The organism is Streptomyces sp. Ac-502, assembly GCF_045222935.1.
Lineage (GTDB): Bacteria > Actinomycetota > Actinomycetes > Streptomycetales > Streptomycetaceae > Streptomyces > Streptomyces monomycini.
On record NZ_JBHFFO010000001.1, the window covers coordinates 604,699 to 629,652 of the forward strand.

25 protein-coding genes and 5 pseudogenes are annotated in these 24,954 nt (G+C 70.0%); 16 read left to right on the plus strand and 14 right to left on the minus strand.

What is annotated here, in order from left to right:
* Positions 1-100: 100 nt before the first annotated feature.
* Positions 101-556, minus strand: coding sequence for a DUF3662 domain-containing protein (locus ACEXOX_RS02825; RefSeq protein ID WP_406518872.1), 456 nt, complete (start codon positions 554-556; stop codon positions 101-103).
* Positions 557-1,912: 1,356 nt separating this feature from the next.
* On the opposite strand from ACEXOX_RS02825, the gene ACEXOX_RS02830 reads away from it, so the two are divergent.
* The 11 genes and pseudogenes from ACEXOX_RS02830 (at position 1,913) to ACEXOX_RS02880 (ending at position 10,308) form a co-directional block, all read left to right on the plus strand.
* The gene (locus ACEXOX_RS02830; protein WP_406518874.1) at positions 1,913-2,410 is read left to right on the plus strand and encodes a winged helix-turn-helix transcriptional regulator; all 498 of its coding nucleotides are present in this window, start codon (positions 1,913-1,915) and stop codon (positions 2,408-2,410) included.
* Between the two features lie 95 nt (positions 2,411-2,505).
* The gene (locus ACEXOX_RS02835; RefSeq protein ID WP_406518875.1) at positions 2,506-3,354 is read left to right on the plus strand and encodes an alpha/beta fold hydrolase; all 849 of its coding nucleotides are present in this window, start codon (positions 2,506-2,508) and stop codon (positions 3,352-3,354) included.
* Positions 3,355-3,370: 16 nt separating this feature from the next.
* Positions 3,371-3,769 (plus strand): nuclear transport factor 2 family protein, encoded by a 399-nt coding sequence (locus tag ACEXOX_RS02840; protein ID WP_406518876.1) that lies wholly within the window; start codon positions 3,371-3,373, stop codon positions 3,767-3,769.
* Positions 3,770-3,861: 92 nt separating this feature from the next.
* On the plus strand, positions 3,862-4,581 hold the full coding sequence (locus tag ACEXOX_RS02845; RefSeq protein WP_406518877.1) for a transposase: 720 nt from the start codon (positions 3,862-3,864) through the stop codon (positions 4,579-4,581).
* A 64-nt stretch (positions 4,582-4,645) separates the two neighbouring features.
* Positions 4,646-5,428: pseudogene (locus tag ACEXOX_RS02850) on the plus strand (transposase); the annotation flags it as partial.
* A gap of 313 nt (positions 5,429-5,741) precedes the next feature.
* On the plus strand, positions 5,742-5,852 hold the full coding sequence (locus ACEXOX_RS02855) for a keywimysin-related RiPP (RefSeq protein WP_406518878.1): 111 nt from the start codon (positions 5,742-5,744) through the stop codon (positions 5,850-5,852).
* Between the two features lie 27 nt (positions 5,853-5,879).
* Positions 5,880-7,735, plus strand: a pseudogene (locus tag ACEXOX_RS02860) (lasso peptide isopeptide bond-forming cyclase).
* A 41-nt stretch (positions 7,736-7,776) separates the two neighbouring features.
* Positions 7,777-8,031, plus strand: coding sequence for a lasso peptide biosynthesis PqqD family chaperone (locus ACEXOX_RS02865; RefSeq protein WP_406518879.1), 255 nt, complete (start codon positions 7,777-7,779; stop codon positions 8,029-8,031).
* The gene (locus ACEXOX_RS02870; protein ID WP_406518881.1) at positions 8,028-8,462 is read left to right on the plus strand and encodes a lasso peptide biosynthesis B2 protein; all 435 of its coding nucleotides are present in this window, start codon (positions 8,028-8,030) and stop codon (positions 8,460-8,462) included. The genes ACEXOX_RS02865 and ACEXOX_RS02870 overlap by 4 nt, the downstream gene beginning before the upstream one ends.
* Positions 8,459-8,821: a hypothetical protein gene (locus ACEXOX_RS02875; protein ID WP_406518882.1), complete on the plus strand. Its 363-nt coding sequence runs from the start codon at positions 8,459-8,461 to the stop codon at positions 8,819-8,821. Before ACEXOX_RS02870 ends, ACEXOX_RS02875 begins: the two co-directional genes overlap by 4 nt.
* Positions 8,779-10,308: an ABC transporter ATP-binding protein gene (locus ACEXOX_RS02880; protein ID WP_406518883.1), complete on the plus strand. Its 1,530-nt coding sequence runs from the start codon at positions 8,779-8,781 to the stop codon at positions 10,306-10,308. Before ACEXOX_RS02875 ends, ACEXOX_RS02880 begins: the two co-directional genes overlap by 43 nt.
* Positions 10,309-10,566: 258 nt before the next feature.
* Here the strand turns inward: ACEXOX_RS02880 and ACEXOX_RS02885 are convergent.
* The 3 genes and pseudogenes from ACEXOX_RS02885 to ACEXOX_RS02895 form a co-directional block, all read right to left on the minus strand.
* Positions 10,567-11,272, minus strand: a pseudogene (locus ACEXOX_RS02885) (transposase); the annotation flags it as partial.
* The gene (locus ACEXOX_RS02890; protein WP_406526204.1) at positions 11,241-11,600 is read right to left on the minus strand and encodes an FAD-dependent oxidoreductase; all 360 of its coding nucleotides are present in this window, start codon (positions 11,598-11,600) and stop codon (positions 11,241-11,243) included. The gene ACEXOX_RS02890 and the pseudogene ACEXOX_RS02885, both read right to left, overlap by 32 nt.
* A 33-nt stretch (positions 11,601-11,633) precedes the next feature.
* Positions 11,634-11,915 (minus strand): hypothetical protein, encoded by a 282-nt coding sequence (locus ACEXOX_RS02895; protein ID WP_406518884.1) that lies wholly within the window; start codon positions 11,913-11,915, stop codon positions 11,634-11,636.
* A 341-nt stretch (positions 11,916-12,256) separates the two neighbouring features.
* On the opposite strand from ACEXOX_RS02895, the gene ACEXOX_RS02900 reads away from it, so the two are divergent.
* Complete coding sequence (locus tag ACEXOX_RS02900) at positions 12,257-12,907, plus strand: DMT family transporter (RefSeq protein ID WP_406518885.1); 651 nt, start codon at positions 12,257-12,259, stop codon at positions 12,905-12,907.
* Positions 12,898-13,251: an EamA family transporter gene (locus ACEXOX_RS02905; protein WP_406518886.1), complete on the plus strand. Its 354-nt coding sequence runs from the start codon at positions 12,898-12,900 to the stop codon at positions 13,249-13,251. The genes ACEXOX_RS02900 and ACEXOX_RS02905 overlap by 10 nt, the downstream gene beginning before the upstream one ends.
* A gap of 137 nt (positions 13,252-13,388) precedes the next feature.
* Here ACEXOX_RS02905 and ACEXOX_RS02910 read toward each other — a convergent pair whose 3' ends face one another.
* From ACEXOX_RS02910 to ACEXOX_RS02945, 8 genes and pseudogenes are all read right to left on the minus strand, one after another.
* Positions 13,389-14,081, minus strand: coding sequence for a nitric oxide synthase oxygenase (locus tag ACEXOX_RS02910; protein WP_406518888.1), 693 nt, complete (start codon positions 14,079-14,081; stop codon positions 13,389-13,391).
* Between the two features lie 77 nt (positions 14,082-14,158).
* Positions 14,159-14,677 (minus strand): annotated as a pseudogene (locus tag ACEXOX_RS02915) (nitric oxide synthase oxygenase); the annotation flags it as partial.
* Complete coding sequence (locus ACEXOX_RS02920; RefSeq protein WP_406518889.1) at positions 14,626-15,867, minus strand: MFS transporter; 1,242 nt, start codon at positions 15,865-15,867, stop codon at positions 14,626-14,628. The gene ACEXOX_RS02920 and the pseudogene ACEXOX_RS02915, both read right to left, overlap by 52 nt.
* Positions 15,864-16,607: an NUDIX domain-containing protein gene (locus tag ACEXOX_RS02925; RefSeq protein ID WP_406518891.1), complete on the minus strand. Its 744-nt coding sequence runs from the start codon at positions 16,605-16,607 to the stop codon at positions 15,864-15,866. The genes ACEXOX_RS02920 and ACEXOX_RS02925 overlap by 4 nt, the downstream gene beginning before the upstream one ends.
* A gap of 31 nt (positions 16,608-16,638) precedes the next feature.
* Positions 16,639-17,142: an LOG family protein gene (locus ACEXOX_RS02930; protein ID WP_406518893.1), complete on the minus strand. Its 504-nt coding sequence runs from the start codon at positions 17,140-17,142 to the stop codon at positions 16,639-16,641.
* A gap of 63 nt (positions 17,143-17,205) precedes the next feature.
* Positions 17,206-17,490, minus strand: a complete 285-nt coding sequence (locus tag ACEXOX_RS02935; RefSeq protein ID WP_406518895.1) for a hypothetical protein — start codon at positions 17,488-17,490, stop codon at positions 17,206-17,208.
* 9 nt (positions 17,491-17,499) lie between these two features.
* Positions 17,500-18,063 (minus strand): GTP cyclohydrolase I, encoded by a 564-nt coding sequence (locus tag ACEXOX_RS02940; protein WP_406518896.1) that lies wholly within the window; start codon positions 18,061-18,063, stop codon positions 17,500-17,502.
* A 275-nt stretch (positions 18,064-18,338) separates the two neighbouring features.
* Positions 18,339-19,726: pseudogene (locus ACEXOX_RS02945) on the minus strand (STM4012 family radical SAM protein).
* Between the two features lie 165 nt (positions 19,727-19,891).
* On the opposite strand from ACEXOX_RS02945, the gene ACEXOX_RS02950 reads away from it, so the two are divergent.
* The 3 genes from ACEXOX_RS02950 to ACEXOX_RS02960 all read left to right on the plus strand — a co-directional run bounded on the left by ACEXOX_RS02950 (position 19,892) and on the right by ACEXOX_RS02960 (position 21,461).
* Entirely contained in the window at positions 19,892-20,179 is a 288-nt protein-coding gene (locus ACEXOX_RS02950; RefSeq protein ID WP_406518898.1) for a DUF1152 domain-containing protein, read from the plus strand.
* Positions 20,179-21,030: a DUF1152 domain-containing protein gene (locus ACEXOX_RS02955; RefSeq protein ID WP_406526205.1), complete on the plus strand. Its 852-nt coding sequence runs from the start codon at positions 20,179-20,181 to the stop codon at positions 21,028-21,030. The genes ACEXOX_RS02950 and ACEXOX_RS02955 overlap by 1 nt, the downstream gene beginning before the upstream one ends.
* A 230-nt stretch (positions 21,031-21,260) precedes the next feature.
* Positions 21,261-21,461: a hypothetical protein gene (locus tag ACEXOX_RS02960; protein WP_406518899.1), complete on the plus strand. Its 201-nt coding sequence runs from the start codon at positions 21,261-21,263 to the stop codon at positions 21,459-21,461.
* A 582-nt stretch (positions 21,462-22,043) separates the two neighbouring features.
* On the opposite strand, the gene ACEXOX_RS02965 is transcribed toward ACEXOX_RS02960, so the two are convergent.
* Positions 22,044-23,120: a fatty acid desaturase family protein gene (locus ACEXOX_RS02965; RefSeq protein WP_406518901.1), complete on the minus strand. Its 1,077-nt coding sequence runs from the start codon at positions 23,118-23,120 to the stop codon at positions 22,044-22,046.
* A gap of 16 nt (positions 23,121-23,136) precedes the next feature.
* The gene (locus ACEXOX_RS02970) at positions 23,137-24,225 is read right to left on the minus strand and encodes a ferredoxin reductase (RefSeq protein ID WP_406518903.1); all 1,089 of its coding nucleotides are present in this window, start codon (positions 24,223-24,225) and stop codon (positions 23,137-23,139) included.
* Between the last annotated feature and the right edge of the window lie 729 nt (positions 24,226-24,954).

Here is a 24,954-nt window from a genome sequence, read left to right on the forward strand (position 1 = left end):
ACGCAAACCTGGGCCCGTGGTGCCTGTTACCGCCATGCCCTCAGTTCTGCTGCCTGTGTCCGCGCCCGCCCAAGGCGCCCCCTGCCCGACCTGCCCGGGGTCAGGCGCGTGTGCTTACGTGCGCCCGGGGCGCAGCGACCACCGGCAGTGCCTTGGTCAGGTCGTCCGCGAGTGCCGGAGCCTGGCAGGGGACCAGGCGGCTGCGCACCCGGTAGCGGGTGCGCCCGCCGTCCTGGTGGGCCGTGAGCCCCACGGTGACCGGGCCGGCGAAGCTGTAGGACCGCTCAGCGGCGTAGCGCCGGACCTCGGCGGCCAGTTCGGGACCGAGCTGCTCCTGGTGGCCGGCCAGCCGCCGATGGCTGGCCGCGGGCAGCTCGACGACGAAGCAGTTGGGCACCACCGTGCGTCCCCGTCCCACGATCAGGGCGTGGTCATCGCACTCCCGGCGCAGCCGGACCACCACGTCCAACGGCTTCTTGGCGGGCTTGCGTACCGTGGTCCATACGGTGGCCGTCCAGCGTTCCATGGCCCGTTCGAATCGTCCGATGATGTTCATCCCTGGCACCTGTCCGCCCGCGCTTCGGCCATGTTCACCCATCCGGGTAGCCTTGGGGCTGCTGTGCTCAACGGTCGTCCTTTGCATCCGGGCACGCTCACCGGGCGACCGCTCTCCGGGGCACTTCCCCTGGCGAAGGATCCAGACGTTCTCTTTCTCAGCAGGAGACACATAGAGGGTGCTTGCGGTGTTCCCAAGTCCGCGGGCAGGGCTGGGGGCTGCTGACGGCCGGGCTGGCGATCGGGGAGGGAACGTCTCCGCCGGCCGCTCGCGCGCAGGTCCGGTGGCGTTCCGACCAACCTCCCGTGCGTGCTCACTCATTCGGGGCAACGGCGAGTGCCCCGCCGTTTCCCGTGGGCAGCTTTCCTATCCTGCTGTTCGTCACCCGAGTGCCCGGTGGTGCTGTGCGCTCAGCACGCGATCCCGTCATCGTCGGTGCGGGGCGTGCCGACCCACGACCGGTTATGGACAAAACCGTAGGCCAGGTTTCCGGGACGCGGGGCCGTGGGAAGGACCGGAAGCCCTGCCTGAGGCGGGCGGCAACGCGTACGCCTACGTCGTCAACGGCGTCACCGTAATCGAACTGCACGGCGAGATCGACCTCTTCACCGTCGCCCACGTCGGCCCACTCCTGAACGCCGCGCTCACCTGCCCGGCAGATGATGCACACGCCGGCCCAGCTCCTCAGCACGTTCTGGAGGAGGTCGAGGACGTGGTAGAGGGTGAGGCCGGTCCGGGGGCTTTGGGGGAGAGCCGCTGTTCCGTAGGCCTGGTGGGGCGAAGGCGCTGGCGAGCGGGTGGCGTGATTCCGGGGTGGTCAACGGGGTCGGGCTGGATGCGGGTTGGTGAAGGCCGTCGGGCCGGTCGGGAGCCGCGTCAACCGCGGGGGCGGCGAGGAAGGCCACAGCGAGCACGACGTGCCGGTGCTATGAGGTCCCATTGCGGGCCCCTCCGTTTCAAGTGACAAGGCCTCTTGTTGCAGGGCTATAGCGAGTCCCACACACGCCGGGTCAGCCTGCCGCACGGAGAGCGTGCCCCGCGCGGCGGTCGCGGCAGCGCCCGGAGGGGGACGCGGAAGGCCCGCTCGCGACTGTCGCGTGACTGGGAGGCCAGGGCGTCAGGCGTTCGCCGGGTGTGTGGCGAGGGCGTGGGGCCGGGGGCATCTCGCGTAGTTGGTGGGCGAGGACGTGTGCCGCGCGGCTGGGGAAGCGGTCGGCTGCACGGTGAGCTGGGACATTCCCATCCCCACCGTGAGCCGCCGGGCGACGGCCGGCGCCAGGCGGACACCACAGGTAGCAGCATTGTGGGACTACTTTTGGTGTGAAACCACACCGGGGCCACCGAAGAGGAGAAGCCGTGTCCGACCACAAGAACCGCGTCAACTTCCAGCACGGGCAGGAGTTCCTGGCCGCGATCTCCGAGCGCTGGAACTACCAGATCCTGAGGGAGGTGTTCTTCGGCGTCGGCCGCTTCGGTGAACTCAAACGGGCTCTGGGAATCTCGCCGAACATCCTCACCGCCCGGCTCAACAGCCTGACCGAGCTGGGCCTGCTCACCAAGCGCGCCTACCGCTCCGACAAGCCGTGGTACGAGTACGCGCTCACCGACAGCGCCCGCGAGCTGGTCGTTCCCGCCATCGCGGCCGTCACGCGCTGGGCCGAAACCCATGCGACCGGTACCGATGTCACGCACCACCCGCTGATGCACACGACGTGCGGCAACCCGACCAATCCGTACCTCGCGTGCAGCAGCTGCCATCAGCCGGTCGAAGCCTCGACCCTGCGTCCGACGGCCGCCGGGGAGAGCGGCGCCGACCGGCCGGGAGGGCCGGCTTCCGCGGCGCCGGGCAGCTGAGCGCCTCAACCCGGAGCCAAGTGGTAGCGTTTCGCAACTAGTAGCGTTACGGTACTAGTGGCTGAACGTCCCCCTGGTCACGGAGAGGACCGATCATGACCACGCATTGGCTCAAAGGAGTTGCCAAGAAGCTGATCCCCACCTCGCTGGGCCTGATCAACGTGCGCGTCGGCGGCCGTCGCGACGGCCCCGCCATGGTGTTCTGGCCCAGCCTGATGATGGACGGCACCATGTGGCAGTACCAGTACGAGCACTTCGCCCCGACCCACCGCGTCGTGCTCATCGACAGCCCCGGACACGGCAGGTCCGACGCGCTACGCAAGATCATCGACCTCAAGGACTGCTCCGACGCGCTCGCCGAGATCCTCGACGCGCTCGACATCGACACGTGCATCCTGGTGGGCAACAGCTGGGGCGGCATGCTCGCCGGCGTCTTCCCTGCCTATTACCCGCAGCGGACCGCGGCGGCAATCGGTATCAACTGCACCGCCTCCCTGCCCACGACGGTCGAGAGCATCTGGGCCAGCGCGCTGTCCACCTTCCTCTCGCTGCACGCGAAGATGCCGCCGCTGGCCGCCAAGGCGGCCAGGGCGGCCTTCGCCGGCCCTACCGCCGAGGCCAGCAACCCTCAGTTCGTTGAGTTCACCCAGTCCGTTCTGCGCAACGACCCGAAGTCGGTGGCGTGGGCGCTGCGCAGCATCCTCATAGGACGCAAGGACGAGCACCGCCGCCTGAACACCATCCAGAACGTGCCCGTCCTGATCATCGCCGGTGAGGAGGACAGCCAGTTCCCGGTACACGTGGTGCGGAAGATGGCGGACGCCGTCGAAGGCAGCACCTTCCGTGTCCTCCAGCACACCGCACACCTCGCCGCTCGCGAGAACCCCGAAGGCGTCAACGCCGAGATCGACGCCTTCCTCGCCTCCCTGCCCGCGACAGCCTGACCAGGAGACCAACACCATGGCAGAGACCGCACACGCGACGGCCGTACCCGGCTGGGTCCTGAAATTCATGGACGCCATCGACACCCTGGAGTTCGGTGAGGGCTTCGCGCCGCTGACCGAGAACACCGACATGTTCTTCGGCACCGAGCACATCCACGGCGCCGAGGCCATCAAGGCGTTCTTCGTCAAGATCGACGAACCGCTGAGCATCACCCACCAGGTCCTGGAGTACTGGAGCGCGGGCGACGGCGTCCGCCTGCTGCGCGGCGAGGCCACCATGGCCAAGAAGAGCGCACCGGACCAGGTGGTGCGCGCCCCGTTCATGCACATCTTCTATCTCGACCAGGAAGAGCCGGTCCGCGTCCGCACACTCCGCATCACCGCGGGCCCGCTTCAGACCGACGCCGTGATGTGACCACCTCCCAAGGCCCGACGCGAGTACCCGCCCCGCAGAAAGAATGACGCGAGGCACCCATAAGGGCCCCGCCGGCCGAGGGCTGCTTCGGCATGGCCGCGCCTGCGGCACCGCGCCCTGCCAAGGAGAGGTCACAGAGCAGTGGTGGGCACGTACCGGTTCGTCGTAACACCAGAATTCGGCGATCGGCACGGTCAACGCAAGGAGCGGATCGCCGGGCTCGCGGATACCAGGCCGGCGCACGCCAGGACGGCGCTGCCACAGATCAGAAACAGCGTCGTCGTGCCGTACGGGAGCAGGACGCCGGCGACCACTGCAAACCCGCCCCGCTCAAGTCCGCTGTCCCCGGCGGATTCACCCTGGACGGCTTCCGCATCGACACCGCCACCGCCCAGGTGACCTGCCCGGCCGGCCATACCGTCCCGCTCGGCGACCCGGCCGGACAACACCTTCAACGCAAGGCGTTCTTCGCCGAGTTGTGCGCCGACTGCCCGCTCCTGCCACGATGCACCACCTGCAAGATCGGACGGATCCTCACCATATGGCCCCACCACGACGAGCAGGCCGCCGCCCGCCGCCAGGCCGTCACCGACCCCGACAGGGAAGCCGCCTACCAGCGGTGGAGACCACCGGCCGAACGCGGCGTCGCCTGGCTCACCGCCCACGGCAACCGCCGACTGCGCTACCTCGGCACCCTGAAGAACAACACCTGGCTCCACACCCGAGCCGCCGCCCTCAACCTCCGCCGACTGATCAACCTCGGACTCACCCGAACCGACAGGACCTGGACACTCACCCCTGCCACCCCCTGACGGCAAGGGGCGAGCCCGCACCAAAACCCACGCCGACCAGCCAGCATCTTCAGCAAACTTCTAGCTGCCGGGCCTGTCGATGCGGCGGATCGCCAACCTCTACCCCATCGAGGCGAAGACCACTGCCCGCGACACCGCGGTGATCGCGGACGCAGCCCGGACCATGCCACACACCCTGCGCTCGCGGGAACTCACCGACGAGATCACCACCGAGCCGACCGTGCTCGTCGGCCTCGGCCAGGACCTCGCCGCCGAGGCCGGCCGCACCTCCGCACCTCCAACCGCATCCGCGGCCTGCTCCCCCAGCTCCACCCGTCCCTGGAACGCGCCCTCGGGCCACGTCTGGGCTGGCCGTCACCTGGCTCCTCGAACGCTACGGATCCCCGGCCGTCCCGCGCAAAGCCAGCCACCACAGACTGGCCGAGGTGATCTGGCCCAAGGCCCCGCGCATGGCCACCCGACTGGGCGCCGGCGTCTTCCAGGCCCTCGACGAGCAGACCGTCGTGGCCCCGGGCACTTGCACCCTCGACGTCGTCACCCCTCCCTGACCCGCTCGCTCGGCGCCGTCCCCGTAGTCGTGCGGAACCTCAATCCACGGCGAACACGCACCACGCGGCGGCGACCGCGTCCTGAATCGCGCGATGTTCCTCTCCGCATTCGCCCCCCTGCACGCCCCCGCCTTCCGCACCTATTACGACAAGTGCTGAACCCGAGACGAAAGCTCCGAACCCGAGGAAAACCCCGAACCCAGGCACTTCTCCGCCTGATCCGACAACGCATCAACGCGCTCTTCGCGATGCTCCGCGACAGCACCTTTTGCCACACCAGAACCCCACGCCTCGCCTGACAAAAGACATAGAGGCACCCTCGCACGAGGAGTGCCGCACCCATCGAAAGCACCACGTCACCAAATGGTCACGCTTCCTCTCGTAAGCAAATAAAAAAGAAACAATGCGACAATCTTTTGCTCGCACTACTTCATATAAAAGCACTTCTCTACTTTCCATTGCGCATCACAGGTGACTCACAGCTACCTTTGATATGCGCCTCCGCTCTTTGGTTCCGGACTCCCGATGAGCCTGGACACGGGCGACCACGGGTCGGCATGCCGACAGGTGGCCGTTCCTGGAGAGCGGCGCTCACCGCATCGAGGAGACGTCATGAAGAAGGCTTACGAAACCCCGACGCTCGTACGACTGGGTTCGTTCCGCCAGAAGACCGGGCTGCTCGCGCGGCACGGAAACGACCGTCTCGTTCTGAGCAAGAACTGACGGTCGACGGCTCGTTGAATCGAAGCCATGACTGAATCGCACGAGAGTGCGGGTCCGGGCCGCGGCGACGCGCATTTCGCGGTCTTCGCCGACCGCGAGGACGCGGCTGCCGCGGCCCGCTCCGTCACCCACCCAGGAACCCGTGTCCTCTCGCACGCCTCGGGGCGGCCCTGGCTGGTCGGCCGGTGGCACGACGAGGAGATCGTGGCCGCCCGCGTGGGGACGACCGCCGTCGCGGCGGTCGGCTGCTGCCCGCTCGACACTGCCGAACTGGAGCGCCGGGCCGGGCGGTTGCGGGACCTCGCCGACCTCGACGTACTGGCACGCACGCTGCCCGGCAGCTGCCACCTCGTGGCGGTACTCGACGGCCGGATCAGGGTGCAGGGAACCGCGTCCGGTCTCCGGCTGGTGTTCCACGCCGCCATCGGCGGTGTGCAGGTGGCGGCTACGCGCGCCGATGTTCTCGCTGCCGCGCTCGGCACCGGACCCGATGAGGAACAGTTGGCGGTCCGGCTGTTGTGGCCCGTCCCGCATCCGCTGTGCGAGACGTCGGTCTGGCGCGGGGTGACCGCCGTGCCCCCGCAGGACGCGCTGATCATCTCGGCGGACGGGCGTACGGCACGCCGGTCGCGCTGGTGGACACCGCCTGAGCCGGACCGGCCGCTTGCCGAGAGCGCGCCCTCGTCCGCGATGCACTCGCCGAGGCCGTCGATGCCCGTACGCGGCACGGCGGTGTGGTCAGTTGCGACCTGTCGGGCGGCCTGGACTCCACGTCCATCTGTTTCCTGGCGGACCGGTCGCCGTCCCGGGTGGTGGCCAGCACCTGGCCGGGGCGCGATCCCGCCGACACCGACCTGTACTGGGCCGAACAGGCCGCAACGTTCCTGCCCGACGTCGAGCACGTGGTGTGGGACGCTGATGCCTCCCCGCTGGTCTACACCGACCTGCTCGGTATCGACGATCTTCTGGACGAACCGACTATCGGCGTCATGGACCGGTCACGGGCCCTGCATCACCTGCCGGGCTTGGCGCGGCGGGGCAGCCGGCTGCATCTGACCGGCATCGGAGGCGACAACGTGGCCTGGTGCTCCGAGGCGTACTACCACCGGCTGGTACGGACCCGCCCGCTGTTCGCGCTGAAGCAGCTGCGCGGTTTCCGGGCGCTGTGGCAATGGCCCCTCGGCGGCACGGTGCGCGCCCTCGCCGACACCCGCCCGTACGGCAAGTGGCTGGCGGACTGCGGCCATCGCTTGCGTGACCCGCTGCCCACGTCCGTCAGCAGCGGTCTCGGCTGGGGTGTGCCACCGCGCCTTTTCGACTGGGTCACCCCTGATGCCGAGCGGATGGCCGAACAGGCACTGGGCGCGGCGGCCCAGTGTGCGGTGCCCCTGCATCCGGACCGCGGCCTGCACACCGATCTGGAACAGATCCGGTCCTGCACGCGCATCGTCCGGCAGTGGGACCGGATGGCGGCCGGGGCCGGGCTGCCCATGGCGTCACCGTTCTTCGACGACCGTGTGATCGAGGCGTGCCTCGCGGTCCGCCCCGACGAACGGGTGTCCCCCTGGCGGTACAAACCCCTCCTGACCGCCGCCATGCAGGGAGTCGTACCGCAGACCTGCCTGCGGCGCACCAACAAGGCCCAGGCTTCCATGGACGCCTCCAACGGGCTGCGGGAACACCGCGGTGACCTGATGGCGCTGTGGGAGAACTCGCACCTGGAGCGCTTGGGCCTGGTGGACGGCGCCGTTCTGCGCCGGCTGGCGCAACGTCCCTCCGCACCAGGACTGAGGGACGCGATCTTGTACTCGACCATCGCCTGCGAAGTGTGGCTGCGGGGCCTCTCGCAGGTCACAGCAGGCCAGGCCGGTACGGCTCGCTAGCGCGCACTCCCCGTCGGCTCACGAAAGAAAGGTGTTCTCTCATGGCACTGCGGTTCGGCGCCGATGTCTCCATGGCGAAGACCGATTACGGCACGGTTCTCCTGGACGAGCGCGGGGGTGACTACTGGGAGTTGAGCCCGAGCGGCACACTCGTGGTGACCACGCTGCTGGCGGGCGGTGACGAAGCGGCGGCGGCCGACGCGCTGGTGGCCGAGTACGACATCGACCGGTCCCGGGCGGCGCAGGATGTCGCCTCCCTGGTGCGGGAGTTGCGGACGGCGGGGCTGGCCGAATGACGACACCGAGCGCACTGGACCGGCCCACCGGGGTTCCCCTCGCCCGGCGCCTGGCGGCACGTCTCGTCCTGGTCCCCGCCGTCGCCCTGTCCTTCTTGCCGCCCCGCCGGCTGCGCGCCGTGCTCGGCCTCGTGCGCCGCGGGGCCGTACCGGCCTCCGCCACCCAGGCCAAGCACGCGCGGGACGCGATGTGTGCCGTGAGCCTGCGCTGCGCCGGGCCGCGCGGATGTCTGCCCCGCTCGCTGGGCGCCGCACTGCTGTGCCGGCTGGGCGGAAGCTGGCCGACCTGGTGCACCGGGGTGCGCGTGGTGCCGCCCTTCACCGCACACGCCTGGATCGAGGTGGCGGGGCGCCCGGTGGACGAGGGCGTACCGGACGACTACTTCGCCCGGCTGGTGACGGTCGCGCCGGTCAGCCGGCCGGACCGGTGACCGACCCCGCCACCGCGGCGTGCGGGGAGGCGCCGCCCGGTGGTGACCGCTCCACCCGGGCCGCGGTCGCCACCATGTACCGGCTCACCGCCGACCACCGGCCCTCCGTCGTCGTCGCCACGGTGCTCACGCTGGCGGGCTCGGCCCTCGGCCTGGCCCAGCCACTCGTCGCCCAGCGGATCGTCGACGCACACGGGCACGGCCCGGCGCCCTGGCCCCTGCTGCTGGTCCTGGCGGGGCTGTTCCTCACCGAAGCGGTGACCGGCTCGGTGGGACGCTTCGTCCTGGAGCGCATGGGCGAGGGCATCGTCAGGGGTTGCGCCACGGCCTGGTGGCGCGGCTGCTCCGGCTGGAGATGAAGGAGTACGACCGGCACCGGAGCGGCGATCTGATCTCCCGTGTGACCACGGACACCACCCTGCTGCGGGAAGTGGTCTCCCAGGCCCTGGTCGACCTGGTGACCGGAGCTCTCGCCGCCGTGGGGGCCGTCGTCCTGATGGCACTGATCGATCCGTTGCTGCTGCTCCTGATCGCCGCGACCGTGTCGCTCGCCGCCGTGATCGTGGCCGCCCTGCTGAAGGGCATCCGCGCGGCGTCCGAACGCCTGCAGAATGCGATCGGCGCGATCGCCGCCGATCTGGAACGGGCGCTCGGCGCCCTGCCGATGGTACGGGTGCACCGCGCCGAGGAACGCGAGGGACAGCGCATCGGAGCACGCGTCGAATCGGCGTACGGTGCGGGCGTGCGCACCGCGAAACTGGCGTCCGTGATGAGCCCGGCGGTCGAACTCGCCGTTCAGGGTTCCTTTCTGATCGTCCTGGTCATCGGCGGTATGCGGGTGAGCGGGCAGGCCAACTCGCTCGGTGACCTGGTGGCCTTCCTGCTGTACGCCTCCTACCTGGTGATGCCGCTCTCCTCGGTGTTCCGGGCGGTCGGCCTGATCCAGCGCGGCATGGGCGCCTACCGGCGGATCGAACAGGCCCTGTCGCTGCCCGCGGAACCCTCCCGGCCCCTCTCCGCGGCCGCCGGCGTACGGAAGCCCACAGCGACGGCCGGGACGGACCGGCCGCCGGCCCTCGCTCTGCGGGACATCGGCTTCGGCTACGACCCGCACCGGCCGGTGCTGCGCGGCGTCTCCCTCACCGTCCCGCGCCAACGGCAGGTCGCCCTGGTGGGCCGGTCAGGAGCGGGCAAGAGCACCATCTTCGCGCTGGTGGCCAGGTTCTACGAACCGGACACCGGGACACTTCTGTTCGACGGGCAGCCCGCGGCCGAGCTGAGCCGCGGGGAATGCCGGGCCCGTATCGCCGTCGTCGACCAGAACACCCACGTCGTGCACGGCTCACTGCGGGACAACATCACCTACGCCGTACCCGACGCCGACGAGTCCGAGATCCGCCGCGTCGTCGAACTCGCCCAACTGGAAGACGTCGTGCGGAGGCTGCCCGGCGGTCTGTCCGGCGTACTGGGCGAGCGAGGGAGCACGCTCTCGGCCGGGGAACGGCAACGGATCGCCCTGGCCCGTGCCCTGCTCGCCCGCCCGGCCATCCTTCTGCTCGACGAGCCGACCTCCCACCTCGACGCCGTCAACGAGGCCGCGCTGACCACGGTCATGAGGGACGTCTCGGCGGAATGCGCCCTCTTGGTGATCGCGCACCGGCTGTCCACGGTGCGGTACGCCGACCGGATCGTCGTCCTGTCAGGCGGCCGGGCCATCGCCTCCGGAAGGCATGAGGAACTCCTGGCGGAGAGTCCCGTCTACCGCACACTGGCCGCCGGTCAGATGCTGCAACCGGCCGGCACGCCGCCCGTCACCGCAGTCTCCGGGCGATTTCGGCGGCAGTGACCGTGCCTCGGTTGCATGCCATGCCCGACGGCACCGAGCCGGGTGGGTTCCTGGGCGACGGTGACGACGTCGTCGACAGCGGCGGCCACGCCCAAGCTGATGAGGTTTTCGGTGACGGCGTGCGGGGGCGCGTTGGTCATTGTTGGTGACGGTGCACCCGGGACGCACGGGCGGTGCGCAGCCACAGCCAGTTGACAGCATGCGGCAGCGCCACGTCGCCAACATGCACGGCGCCGACGAGGTTGAGGAGACCTTGCAGAAAGCTGGGAGTCTGTGAGCGAGGATCATGCCGTGAGCGAGTTGGAGGAAGGCGTTGTGCATGTCGTCGCGTGCCTCCCAACGGACTCGGAGCCGGGCGGGGTCCGTGGAGGTGGGTGATGGCTGCTTCGACGAACCGCGGATGCGGCCCAGTCCCGAGCCGTGCGGCTGCCCGCGATGAGCGATCTTCAAAACGATGTTTCGCTGTCGCAGACGGCGACGGTAAACCTCATGGTCATAGCTCCGCTCGGCATGGAGCGTCTGTGCCTGGAGCCCGGCCGCCCTCGGCCAACCGGACTCGGACCGGCTTTTGGGCGGCTTCGCCCCCGCTCGGCCTGCACAGGCGAGGCATGGATGGCGGCGCGGGAGAAGTCCAGCCGGTCCGCCGCCCGCAGGCGGATCAGCAGCATCTGCTGAAGGGTTGCCCGGACGCCGGCCTTCCGCCACTCGGCCATACGGCCATACGGCCATACGGCCATACGGCCATACGGCACCAGCATGTCGGGCCGGGCCCGAAGCCCAACTCCTGCGGCAGGTATTCCCACTGGATGCCGGTACAGAGCACGAACAGGATGCCTTGCAGCGTCTTACGGTCATCGATCCGCCTGCGGCCCGGGTACCGGTAGCGCCGCTCACGCCGGGGCAGCAGCGGTCCGGTCAACGCCCACAGTTCGTCACTGACCTCCCACGGCTTGCGCCGGGCCATCCTCACCCCCGAGGAACGACAACACCGTCCCTCCACCGTGCCACACAACGATCTTTCTGAAAGGACTCCTGAGCGCCTTCACCGGGTGCTTCTGCTCGATCATCGTGCGCACCGACCGGGCCACCTCAGGAGTGATGGTCACGTCGCCCAGAGCGTTGAGCGGGAGCGCGACGACGGCGTGCCGTGCTCGAACGCGGTCGCCCTCCCGGGTGATCACGGTGGCCCTGGCCCCATCGCCCTCGACCGCCGTCACCGGGGTGAACAGGCGCAGTTCGGCCTTGGACTCGCCGGTGATCGCGTCGAGCAGCCGCTTGGTCCCGCCCTCGATCGTTCGGCTGCCGACGGTTTCGAGGAACGCACCCTAGTCGCCGAAGGTGGTCGCGGCCCACAGGAGGAGCTGGGTGGTGCACTGTTCGCTGTAGGAGTGGACCAGCGGCGCCAGTGTTCCGTCGAGCTCGTCCCGGTCGTACGCGGACAGGTCGAGCGCGTCGAGCCGACCTCCGAACGTCTCCTTTTCGATAGCGTAGGTCTCGGCGGCAGCGAGATCGAACGGCTGCGGGAACCGCGCCCGCGCGTCGTGCGGACAAAGGGCGACCAGCGGGCCGCAGAGGCTCGCGTACTCGGCTGCGGTTCCCGAGTGCACGGCACCGTCGGCGAGCCAGCAGGTCTTTCGACCTCCATCGGCGGTGCTACGGATCCACCCACCTGCGCCACGACGGCGAACCTCTCGGAGGCTGCCTGGTGCGGCTCTTGTGCCTCTGCACCGCGCCGCTGTCCGAGGACAGCGTTTCCTGCGCCGTCAGCGCGGTGGTGTCGTAGGAGCTGACGAACGAACGCGGCCGATGCGGCTCGTCGTTGGAGTTCCCCACTATGGGCGTGCGCCGCGACGCTTCGTTAGCGTCGGCGTTGGGAGGTGTCGGCGCTCGGGTGCGGTCGGTCCGCGGACCGTGCCGTGTTTCTGCTCGGTACGGCGAATCGAGGGGTATGGCCATCGTGGGTACCCGGCTGAATGGGATTGTGCCTGTTACGGCTGCGGCGGTGCTGTGGGGCACGGTGGGGCCCGCGCAGCTCATCGCTGACGCCGACATTTCTGTGGTGAGCCTGGGGGCGTGCCGGATGTTGCTGGGCGGTGCGGTGCTGGGGCTGTTCACGGTGCGGGTCGCGGGGCTGCGTACGCTGTGGCGGCCGGCGGCGCGGTGGTGGATGGTGGCCAGCGTGCTGGTGACGGCTGCCTTCCAGGTGTGTTTCCTGGAGGCGGTGGAGCGTACGGGGGCGGCACTGGCTACGGCGGTGACCTTCGGGACCGTGCCGGTGGTCACCGGGCTGTGGGCGCGGTGGCGGGAGGGCGAGCTCGCCCCTGCGGTCTGGTGGTGCGGTACCGCGTGTTCGCTGATCGGTATCGGGCTGCTGCTGTTGCCGGACGGGGCTGCCCGGGCGGACGTGTCTGGTGTGCTGCTTGGGGTTGTGGCGGGCAGCAGCTTCGGTTCGTACATCGCGGCGACCAGGCAACTCGCCCGGTGCGGTGCGGACACCACGTCCGCGGCGCCGGTGAGCGTGGTATGTGGGGGCTGGTCCTGTCGCCGTGGCTGCTTGGAGCGCCCGGCGGTCTGTCGGCGCCGCGCGCGTTGCTGCTGATCGGCTGGCTGGCGCTGGGCACGACGGCGCTGGGCTATCTTCTTTTCGCCCGTGGTGTCCTCCGGATCAGTGCCGCCACCGCGGGCACACTGAGCCTCGGCGAACCGCTGGTCGCAACGGTGCTGGGCGTGGCGCTGCTGGGCGAGCGGCCGGGTGCGGTAGCGGTGTGCGGGGGCGCGTTGCTGCTCTGCGGTCTGGTCGTGGTCTCCCTGCCGTCGCGCGGCCGGGCTGCGCCGGGCGGGGCGCGGGAGACGGGTGCTGCGGGTGGCGGATTCGGGGAGTCCGGGGCCGGTGTCCGAGGTGTGCCGCAAGCGAGGGCCAGGTGGGTGCGCGGTGGACCGTGAGCCGGCTGCGGCCGCGTTCCCGGCTTTCGTGCGTTGGCCGTGTCCGGCTGCTCGTGGGGTGCTCCGGTGCGGGCTGCAGACTGCAAGTGCGCGCGTGATGAGGGGCGTACAGCGGGATCGGCCTGTTTCGGCGGCGGTCAGCCGCGGGGGTCTGCGGAGCCGTCGTGGGATGTGACGCCGTCGGGACTGTCTGACGTGCCGGCCGGGTCCCGTCGGGCGGTTTGCTGCGAGGAGGGGCAGGCGCTGTCGGTCTGCGCCTTCGGCTGGTAGACGAACGCGGGGTAGCGCTGCGCGGTGTCGTAGTAGCGGTGGAAGACGGGGGTGGCGGCGCCGGAGAGGGGCGGCACGATCCACGACCAGTCGGCGCAGACCGTCCGTCCAGCGTGTTCCTCGCGGTCGATGTGGGTCAGGAAGTGCCGCGCTTCGGTGTGGTGGTCGCTGATGGTGACGCCTGCGGCCTCGAAGGAGTGGAGTACGGCGATGTTCAGTTCGACCAGTGCGCGGTCTTTCCACAGCGTGCGGTCGCGGGTGGTGTCCAGGCCCAGCCGGCGGGCGATGTCGGGCAGCAGGTTGTAGCGGTTGGTGTCGGCCAGGTTGCGGGCGCCGATCTCGGTGCCCATGTACCAGCCGTTGAAGGGGGCCAGGGGGTAGCGTATGCCGCCGATGTCCAGGCGCATGTTGGAGACGGCCGGCACCGCGTACCAGCGCACGCCCAGCCGGGAGAGGCACGCGTGTTCGGGGTGCTCAATCGGCACCTGGAGCACGGCGGATTCCGGCAGGTCGAACAGCCGGGGCTTGTCGCCGTGGCCGTGCACGATGAGAGGCAGCACATCGAAGGGGTGCCCGGGCCGCCGGGCCAGCCCAGCTTCTGGGCCGCGGCCGTGATGCCGGCGCTCGCCGGGTCGCCGAGGACCGAGCCGTCGGGCCGGGAGTAGCCCGCGTAGCGCACGAGCTGGTCGTTCCACAGGCGCGGGCCCGGATGCCCGGGCAGGTCCGGGGCGAAGACGGTCACGTACGGACGTATCCGGCCGCCGTTGGTGGCCTGCCGCAGATGCCGAACAGCTTCCTGGGCGATCTGGTCGGCACTGTGGACGTGCCGCCGGTCGCGCACGGTCAGCGAGCGCCAGTACAGGCGGCCGATGCAGCGGACGCTGTTGCGCCAGGCGGCCTTGGCTCCGAAATCCAGTTCGCCTGCCGTGTGCGTGTACGTCCCGGTGTCGGAGATCTCTGCGGCTACTTCTTCCAGTCGTCGGCCGGGGCAGCCGGCGGCGGGATTCTCGCGGTGGTACAAGGTCACGAATTCTTGCGCCCTCGCACGGACGGTCTCCGGCCCTTCCGGGGCGGCGCCGGAGCAGCGGCACGCCTCCTGCGGCCTCACGGGGCTCTCCTGTGCCGGGACCGGCGGCGCAGGGTTGCGAGCGCCCACAGCGAGGTGGTCGCTGTGCCGAGCATCGCGCCGAGCACCGAGACGCCGGGCCAGCCCAGGCGGGCGTAGGCCAGGGAGGCGAGGGCCGATCCGCCGGCTCCCGCCAGGAAGTACGTGGTCATGTAGGCCGCGGTGAGACGGGACCTGTACTGCGGTGCCAGGCGGTAGATCTCGCTCTGGTTGGTGATGTGCAGGGCCTGCGCCGCGAGGTCGAGAACCACGATGCCCAGGACCAGGACCGGCAGCAGTGTGCCGCCCAGTCCGAGAGGGATCCACACCAGGAGCAGCAGTACGGACGAGACTGCGGTCACCAGGTGCGCCAGGCCCCGGTCCGCGAGGCGTCCGGCGCGTGCCGCCGCCAGCGCCCCGGCCAGTCCTGCCAGGCCGAACAGGCCGATGACTCCGGGTGAGTAGCTGAACGGAGGGGCGGAGAGCAGGAAGGTCAGGGCGGTCCACAGCACGCTGAAGGCCCCGAAGGACAGTGCTCCGTACACCGCTCGCAGCCGCAGCACCGGTTCGCGGGCGAACAGCTGGAACACCGAGGCGACCAGGTGCCGGTAGCCGGGTGTGCCCGTTTCCTGGTAGCGGGGCAGGAAGAGCGCTGCCGCGGCGGCCAGGAGGGCCATCAGGCCGGCAGCGCACCAGTAGACGGCGTGCCACCCGCCCCACTGTGCCAGTGCGCCGGCCACGGTACGGGCGAACAGGATGCCGCACAGCAGTCCGGCCATGACGGTGCCCACGACGCGCCCGCGCTGGTCGGGAGCGGCCAGGGAGGCGGCGTAGGGCACCATCACCTGGGTGGTGACCGAGCACAGTCCCACCAGCGCGGCGCCCAGGAACAGGGCCGGCTGGGACCGGGCGGTCGCCATGAGCACCAGACTCGCGGCGCAGGCCGAGGACAGGCCGACGATCAGCCGGCGTCGTTCGAGCAGGTCACCGAGGGGGAGAACGAGGAGCAGGGCCGCCGCGTAGGCGCTCTGCGCCACGGTGACCAGCAGGCCGGCCTGTCCTTCCGGCAGGCCGAGGTCGCGTCCGATGTCGCCCAGCAGCGGCTGCACGTAGTAGTTGTTGGCCACGGACAGACCGGTGCCAACGGTGAGCAGCAGGACCACGCCGCGGCCCGGGCCGGCTGCCCGGGGACGGCGTGTGGTGTGCGGTGCGGCCGTGGACGCTGTGTTCTTGCGGGTCACCGTGGGGAACTCTCCTTGGCGTGCGCGGCGGCCAGTTGCTCTTCGATGCCGCGGCCCTGCCAGCGGGGGTGGACCAGGACCTGGCCTGTCGCCGCTGGGGTGCCTGGGGGCAGAAGCCCGGCGCAGCCGACGAGGAAGCTCCCGAGCGCGGCTACGTGCATCCGGCGGCCGGGCCCCGGGGCGGGGGCGCCTGCGGCGCTGTGGCCGGCCGGGGTGTGTGTCTGCAGCAGGCGCAGAAACTCGCGGTGGTCCGCCGCGGTGGCCTCCCTGATATGCGGGACGGACGAGCGGCCGAGGGATGCGGACGCCAGCACTTCCCGCAGGATGCCGGCGTGGTCGAAGGCGAGGTGGGGTTCCGCTGCGGCGTCCGGGAAGCTGTCCACGGGGACCGGCAGCGGCTGCCACCAGGCCGCCGCGGCGTCGTCGCCGCCGTGCACCTGCTGCGGCTGGGGCAGCAGGGCGGCGTAGACCAAGCTCACATAGCGTCCCCGCGGGTCCCGGTCCGGTGCGGTGCGCCAGGTCAGCGGGATGAGTTCGCTGTCGGCGACCTGCAGGCCGGTTTCTTCCCGCAGTTCGCGGCGGGCCGCCGCCGTGGCGTCTTCGTCGGCGCCGACCTTGCCGCCGGGCAGGGCCCACCGGCCCTCGAAGGGGTCCTTGCCCCTGCGGACCAGCAGGAGGTGCCAGCTGCCGGCCTCGTGGGCGAGCACCACCAGGTCAGCGGTCAGGACGGTGGCGCTCATCGGGCACTCCTCGGGGTGGACCGCACACCGGCTACCCCGGGTCGGGGGGTGCGGCGGTGGTGAAGGCATCCAGGTGTGCGGACAGTTCGGCCGTGGAGGCGAGGTAGTTGACGCCCGGGAGGCGGGTGGTGTGTTCGCCCACTGCCCATACGGTGCGGCCGGCGTCGACGGCCACGATCATCTCCTGGAGCGCTCCGTGCGAACCCGGGACAGCGATCATGGCGTGGGCGACACTGGCCAGCACGATGTTGCGGCCGTTGGCCGTCAGACCGGTGTCCAGTCGGAGGTCCACCTCGGCGTGCGGCTGGGTGGTGCGGTTGGAGACGCCCGGCAGCAGGCCCAGCACGCGGCCTCCGTGTTCTTTCGCGCCGCGGGCCGCTGCTTCCATCGCGCCCCCGAGCCCGCCGGTCACCAGAAGGCAGCCGGGCTGCCGTGCGACGATCGCTCCGACCTCACGGGCCAGCTGGTAGACCGCCGGCGGGCAGTTGCGTCCCTTGCCGACCACGGCGATGAGGGTGTCCGGCCATTTCTCCACTGCCCGCTCAGCTCTCTTTCGTCGTGCGCAGGCCGAGGGCGAAGAGCGCGTCGACGAAGCTGATCAGCCGCCTCTCCCGGCTGATCTTCGGCGAGGTGTCGGGGTGCTCCCCTGGGACTCGTACGCGTGCATGCGTTCTTCGGACAGCGCGACCAGCCTGCGGCCGATCTCCTCAAACTGCTGCGAGCTGATGCGTCCCCCGTCGAGGGCGTCGGTGCATCTGCCGTACGCCGCCAGGGGCCCCACGGTGTGAACGGAGCAGGTCTGCAGCGCTTGGCGCATCTGGTCGGCGAGCCGGCGTACGTCCTCGTCGGCAACGGACGCCGGCTGTGCTGCTGCGTGGTCCATGTGGCTCACCTACCTCCCCAGGAAGGCCGGTTTCTGCGCGACGGCACTGGTCCACAGCGGCGACCAGTAGCGCTCCTCGCACAGTACGCCACGCCGCTCGATGACCGTGACCACCTCCTGGCTCGGGGCGTTGGTGCGCAGCGCGATGCAGCAGTGCGCGCTGCGCAGAATCAGGGCGATGCCCTTCGGCTGCAGCCGGGCCTCCAGGAAGTCCACCGCGTCGACGACCAGACGCTCGTTGAGCTGCGGCTGGCGCGCGAGGTAGTTGAGCCCCTTCTTGAGCTTGGAGTAGCCGGCCACTTTACGGTCCGGGACGTAGCCGACATGGGCGACGCCGAAGGCGGGCGCCAGGTGATGTTCGCACAGCGAGACGTAGTGCACGTCGTTGACCAGGACCAGGTCCTGCATTCCGGGATTGTCGAAGACCTTGAAGTCTTCTTCGATATCGATGTCGCCCGGATTGATCGACTGGGCGTACAGTTCCGCCACTCGGCGCGGGGTCTGTGCCATCACCTCGCTTTTGCCGCCCTGGCCGAGGCCGCGCAGCAGTTCGCTGATGGCATTTTCGATCACGTCCACGTCCACCGGTTTGGGCGGAAGCGGTAAGTGGGGCTGCTGGGATTCCGCCATGGTGCCACCCTCCAGGTCCCTGCGGCCCGCTTCGTGGGCGGAACTCTCCAGGATTGGTCACTCAGAGCACTGCATGGAACGGCCGTGCGACAGGCTAGGAATCTTTTCGAAAGCGGGTCAACCAGTGGGGAGCGAAAACACGTCAGTGCTGTGGTGTGCCGCCCGCGTACAGGGATGCCACCTGGTGTCGTCCCTCGCACGGCTGCTCCGCGCGGGTGCTACTTGTCCTGGTACCCCGCCATGGCTTCGTTGACCCGGGGGAGAAGAAGAGCGGGCCGATGGCGTCGGACCAGGCCATCCCCTCCGGGCTGAGCTTGAGCACGGTGTGCTCGCCGGCGTCGAGCCACCGCTTGTCGCGGAGCAGGGCGAACTCGGCCGGGAAGTCGTCCGCCGGCGCCGTGCCGAACAGCTTCCGGTAGCCGGCGACCGGCAGTCCGGCGGTCTCCAGGAGCCGCTGCAGGACGTACATCCGGCGCCGTTCTCCGTCGTCCATCGCAAAGGCCCACTGGGCCCGGCGGAAGTCTTCGCGAGGGGTGGCGATGTAGTCGTCGATGATGCGCCGCACTTCCGGCACGGCCACCGCGTAGTCGGTGGTGTAGTGCAGGGAGGTGGTGAACGACCGGGCACCGACACCGAGTCCCACCATGCCGGCCTGCTGGTTGTACTCGTTGATGCTCGCGTCGTCCGCGGACTGACCGGCGGGCGTTCCCAGCCGTCGGAAGACCCGCATCGACGTTTGCTCGTAGCCGCGGGCCAGCAGGTGGTCGCGGCCGTACCGGTACAGGCGCAGGCGCTGCTCGTCCCACTGCCGACGGTCCCTTGCGCGCCGGGCGCTCAGGCCGGTCAGGGGACGCACGTACAGCGGATACAGGTAGACCTCCTCCGGCTCCCAGGCCAGCGCGGCGTCCAGGGAGACGCGAAAGGAGCTCTCCGTCTGGCCGTCGATGCCGTAGATGAGGTCGATGTTCAAGACGGGGAAACCCGCCTCGCGCAGCCGGGCCAGGGACGCCTCCACCTCGGGGCGTTTTTGCGGGCGTACCGCGGCGCGGGCTTCTTCGTCGATGAAGCTCTGCACGCCGATGCTCAGCCGGGTGGCGCCGCGCTCGGCGAGCACCGCGAGCCGGTCGGCGGTCGCGGTGGCCGGGGACGTCTCCACCGACCAGGGAACGGCGCCGAGGTCCGCGCCCATCTCGTTCTCGCAGATGTCGCAGAGCCGGGTGAGCTCCGCGGGGGTGAGGTAGGTGGGGGTGCCGCCGCCGAAGGCGGACATCGCAAAGCGCACGGGGCGCCCGCTTGCGTCCATCGCCTCGCGGGTCACCTGGGCCTGCCGCCTCAGCGTGTCCAGGAACGCGCCGGTGATTTCTTCCGGGGCGCCGGTGCGGGTGAACAGATTGCAAAACCCGCAGCGCATCTCGCAGAAGGGTATGTGCACGTACAGCGAGAGGGAGCCGAGCTGTTCGCTGCCCCATAACTCGCTCAGTAACGGCCCGTTCTTCCGCCGCCGGTAGGCCTTTTGGTGGGGATAGACGTAGACGTACTGCTGGTAGGGAGTCTGTGGGGGAACCGGCCTGCCCGAGGTCATCTGGACGGGAGCAGAGGCGGTCATGGACAACACCTTCCCTCTTCCGGAAAGGGAACTGAGGAACGACTCTCAAAGCACGATAGCCGCCGAGGACTCGAAGGCGTAAGCATAGGGCGCAACACCGCCTCCGGCCTGCGTCCCGCACCCCGGCCGGCGGGCGCCGCCGGGAAACCCGAGGAGGTAACGGTATTGACTGCGAAACTCCTGATTGCCGCCGGAGGCGGCGGGGACGCGATCACCACGGCGATGGTCCACACGGCTCTGCACGGGGACGACGTCCCGGCCCTCATCCTGACCTACGCCTGGGAACGCCTGGTCGTCGACCCGGTTCCCGGTCCCCGGCGCCGTACGGACTTCACCGGCACCGAACGCCCCGGAGACCGAGTTCACCTGGTCACCCCGGCGTCGGCCCCCTCCCTCCCGCCGGCTCGCTGCTGCCCCGGCTCGCGGCCGACCTGCGGCCCGCGCTCGGCCTGATCGATCCCTACGAGGGCGCGGTCGGCCTGGCCCGCCAGATCGCCCAGGCCGCCGAGTACTGCGGCGCCGACCGCATCGAGATCGTCGATGTCGGCGGGGATGTATTGGCCGACGGCTGCGAACCCACCCTGCGCAGTCCCCTGGGCGACGCGCTCGTCGTGGCGGCGTGCCGGCGCACCGGCCTGCCGGCCGCGGTCCACATCGCCGGCCCCGGACTCGACTGCGAAGTGCCCGAAGCCGTACTCCTGCCCCGCCTGGACGACCCGGAATTCACCCTCACCACAGCCCACACGCACTGCGTCAGCGACGTCTTCGACTGGCACCCCTCCGAGGCGAGCGCCCTTCTGGTGGCCGCGGCCCGCGGCATCCAGGGCGTCTGCGGTATCCGCGACGCACCGGGCCCTGTCGTACTCGGCCCCGCCAGCGCACACGTCTACCGGCTCCCCCTGACTCGCGTCCTGGACATCAACCGCCTGGCCCAGGCGCTCGACGCCACCACCGACCTGGCGCAAGCCGAAGAAGCCAGTCGCCGCGTGTGCGGCTTCTCCGAAGTCGACCGCGAACGCGCACGCGCCGGCCGGCAGCGAGCGGCACACGGCAGGACAGAGCGCCGACCCGGTGAACAGGTGGACCCCGCCTTCCTCTACCGGCGCTTCACCGACTGGGAGCGGCACACCGCGGCCACCGGCATCCAGTACGCCACCACCCGCCGGTTCGCCGAGGAACTGGGCCTGCCCGCGGCCGCCCTCCTGGCCCTGCGCCGCCAGCTGCAGCACACCGCGCCTGCCCGGTCCGAACCGCCGCTGTGGCGGCTGCACTCCGACGGACAGCCCGCCCGGCGGCAGACATGAACGCCAGCGCCTCGTTCGCCGGCAGACGGCCTTCCCTCGCCACCGCTCCTGCACCGCTCCCGCCCAGCCTGGCACAGCACCGGTGAGGCGCCTGACGCAAGCGGCCCCGTCCCGCTGTCGGCGAGACGCGGCCACGCGCCGCTCCACCGCACGTGGCGCAGCAGCGAGGCACCGCGCCGGGTGCACAGTGGCCGATAACGCTGCGCCGCCAACGACAGAAAGGTTTCGCCGTGAACGAGACAGAACAGCTGCAGTCACTGATCATCCACATCGCACAAAAACTGTGGACCGACAAGTACGCCCTGCACAAATTCCTTGAGGTGGTGGCGCGCAACGATGCCTTCACGGAGCTGGCTGATGCACTGCAAAGGGCCAACACGCCTCCTACGACCGCCGCGTTCCTGAGCAGGCAGCGCAAATCCCCGGCCTGACGAAACGGCCCGGGCACCGGCTCGCTCAGCCGCTACCGGATCCGCAGTCTCGGCCCCGCACGTGCTCACAGCTTCGCGGGCAGGCCACGGGCGCCGAGGCGGGCGCTGCCATCAGCCAGCCGGTAGAACAGGCCGTCCACGGTCGTCTGGCCAGCGCTGACACGGTCGGCGAGGAACTGGGAGCGGTCCCGCCGCCGACACCCTCGTCCTCGACAAGAGGAGCCGCGCCTTCACCGTCTACCTGCCCGCGCCACCGTGATTCCGGGCTATCAGCAGACGGCAACGCAGCGTCCATCCGGAGCTATGCTGCGAAGCAGACGCCCCGGATCCCGTCCACGCGCCGCAAGTTGGGCATGATGCTGTCCTGCACGTCTTCCGGTCTCCTGAACCGAGGCGCCTCGTGCACACGCCGCAGCACCCGCACGAACCCGACAGTTCCCAGCTGTCCGCCATGGATACCGTGCGTCTGCGCCGGCTGAACCGCTGGCAGGCCAGGCAGAGAATTCCGGGCCCACGAGGCGTGCGGGCAGACAGACCCAGGACTCACCCTCCGAGCGAACGCCTGGATTCCGTCCGTGGAGTTCATTGCCCCGGCACGGCGAAGCGCAGGATGCGTCCCCAGGTGGAGCCGTACTGCCGCCACAACGGGCCGGTGACGTACGGGATGCCGTACTTCTCGCAGAGTTCCCGCACGCGCGGGGCGATCTCGGCGTAACGGTTGCTGGGCAGATCGGGGAAGGCGTGGTGCTCGATCTGGTGGCCCAGGTTTCCGCTGAGGACGTGGAAGAGCGGGCCGCCCTCGATGTTGGCCGAGCCCTGGATCTGCCGCAGATACCACTGCCCGCGCGTCTCGCCCTCCATGCGCTCCTCGGTGAAGGTCTGTACGGCGCCGGGAAAGTGGCCGCAGAAGATGATGGTGTGCGACCACAGGTTGCGCACGGTGTTGGCGGTGAGGTTGCCCAGCAGGCACGGCAGGGCGGAGGGCCCCGCGAGCAGCGGGAAGAGCACATAGTCCTTGGCGAGCTGGTGGGCGGCTTTGGTGAGGAACCCGGTCAGGTCGGCTGCGAAGGAACGCCACGTCTTGCGGCCGGCGGCGACGGCATCGGGCTCCAGGTCGTAGAGCGCGATGCCCCATTCGAAGAGCGGGGCAAGCGCGAAGTTGTAGAGCGGCTGGGCGAGGTGGCGCGGACGCCAGCGCTGGTCGGCGCTCATCCGGAAGACGACGTATCCGAGGTCCCGGTCGCGGTCGACGACGTTGGTCCAGGCGTGGTGCAGGTGGTTGTGGGTGTGCTTCCACGCCTCGGCGGGCGTGAGGAAATCCCACTCCCAGGTGGCCGAGTGGATCGCCGGGTCGCCCATCCAGTCCCACTGGCCGTGCAGGATGTTGTGGCCCAGCTCCATGTTCTCCAGGATCTTGGCGACGGCGAGCATGGCTGTACCCGCCGCCCAGGCGGGCGGGAACAGCGAGACGGCCAGAGCGGCCCGCCCTCCCGCCTCCAGGCCACGCTGGGCGGTGATCACCGTGCGGATGTAGCGGGCGTCGTCGGCACCGCGCGCGACGATGATCTCGGAGCGGATCCGATCGAGCTCCGCACCGAGCTCCTCGCTGACGTCCTTACCGAGGGCCGCTTCGAGGGAAGCGGGAGGGGTCACAGTCACGGGGAATCCTTGGTGGTTAGGCGTCGAGGGCCAGCGGTCCGGCCGCCGCCGAGACGCAGGTCTGGATCATCTGGCCGGCCCGGTCGTAGACTTCGCCGGTACGCAGGTCACGCACGCGGCCGTACGTCAGCGGGGTCAGGCAACCGAAGCAGATCCCGCGCCGGCACCCGTACGGCATCACCACCCCCGCCGACTCGCCGACGACGAGAAGCGGGGTGACAGCGTCCCCGGTGACCTCAGTACCGGTACGGGTGAACAGCACCCGGCCACCAAAAGCGGCATGGCGATCCGGCAGCAGGACCGGAGCCAGCTGGAAACGCTCCACATGGAGCCGCTCGCCGAGCCCCGCCCGGCCCCAGTGGCACTCCACGGCGTCGAGCAGGGCGGCCGGACCGCAGGCCCAGGTCTCCCGCTCCGGCCAGTCGGGGCAGAGCCGAGCCAGATCGTCCGGGGTGAGCCTGCCGTGCGGCCGAGTGTGGTGCTCGACATAGTCCAGCCACTCCAACCGCCGCTGAGCGGCGCGCAGTTCGGGACCGAAGATGGCCTCCCGAGCACAGGGCGCGCTGTGCACCAGCACGACATCGGGGTGCGGTGGCCGACGGCTCATGAGCGTACGGAGCATGCCCATGACCGGGGTGATACCGCTGCCGGCGGTCACCAGGAGGATGCGGGGCGGGAGACGGTCCGGAAGAACGAACTCGCCTCGTGCGGGGCCGAGTCGAAGCACCGTGCCCGGTGGAGAGCGGCGGGCCAGATGCGGTGACACTCTGCCGTCGGGCGCGACCTTGACGGTGATCGTCAGGAGCCCGTCCTTTCGGCCCGGCACCGAGGTGAGGGAATACGTGCGCCACTGCCATACGCCGTCCATCTCGACGCCGACCGGAAGGTACTGCCCGGGACGGTGCCCCGACCAGCCCCGGCCGGGCCGGAGAGCAAGCGTGACAGCATCCGCGGTCTCCGGCCACACCCCTGTCACCCGCCCTACTGGGAAGCGGGCGCCGAGCAGGGGGTCGATCAGTCCGAGATAGTCGTCCGGGCTGAGCGGGCTGGTCAGCCAGGAGGCCACATTCAGCAGCCTGCTTGCGAGGGCCGATAAGTCAGGCATACGCGGATTCCTCTCGTCGCGCAGCACGACGGGTGCTGCGTACGTCGAGTCGTCCCGGGCCCGGCGGAGGGCAACGTAACCACGACCGCGTGAACGGACGCCCACCCAGGAGGCGCATCCCGCCACCCGCGATCTGTGGTATCCGGCGAGCGCGCGCCCGCACAATGCGGTGGCCTGCGTAGGCACGTCCGGGCGCACCAAAGGTAATTGGCCGAATGCCCGTGCCAGTACCACGACACCCGACCGCCCCCGTGACAACAGACTGCCTCGGGAGCCTACTCACCAGACTGCTGGACCTTCACGGGCAGACCGCCGAACGCCATTGACTGGCTGACCTGGAAGCCAAAGGCAGTGAGCCAGCCTGCGCCCGCACAGCCCGCTTCGTTATGGCGACCTCCGCCACCGCATCCCGGCGTCGCGATGACGCGTGAGCGCTCCGGAGACTTCCCAGGTCAGTGAGTGTTGTTGAACGCTGGCCGTGAGGGTGCACGGCTGGATGATCTAGTTCGTCGGGGCAGGCGGGACGGTCCGGCGGTACTGCCAGGAGTACGGCTGCGGCGATCCACAGGAGGTTCATGGCGAAGCCGAAACCGATCAGCACCAGGACAAGCAGGAAGGGAATGACCCACAGGACCATGATCGGACCTCCACAGGTCACAGGGAGTTCCCTGTCTTTCGCGGGGCCCGGGCGAAACAGCATGGGGACTGAGGGGGACGGACGGGACGAGC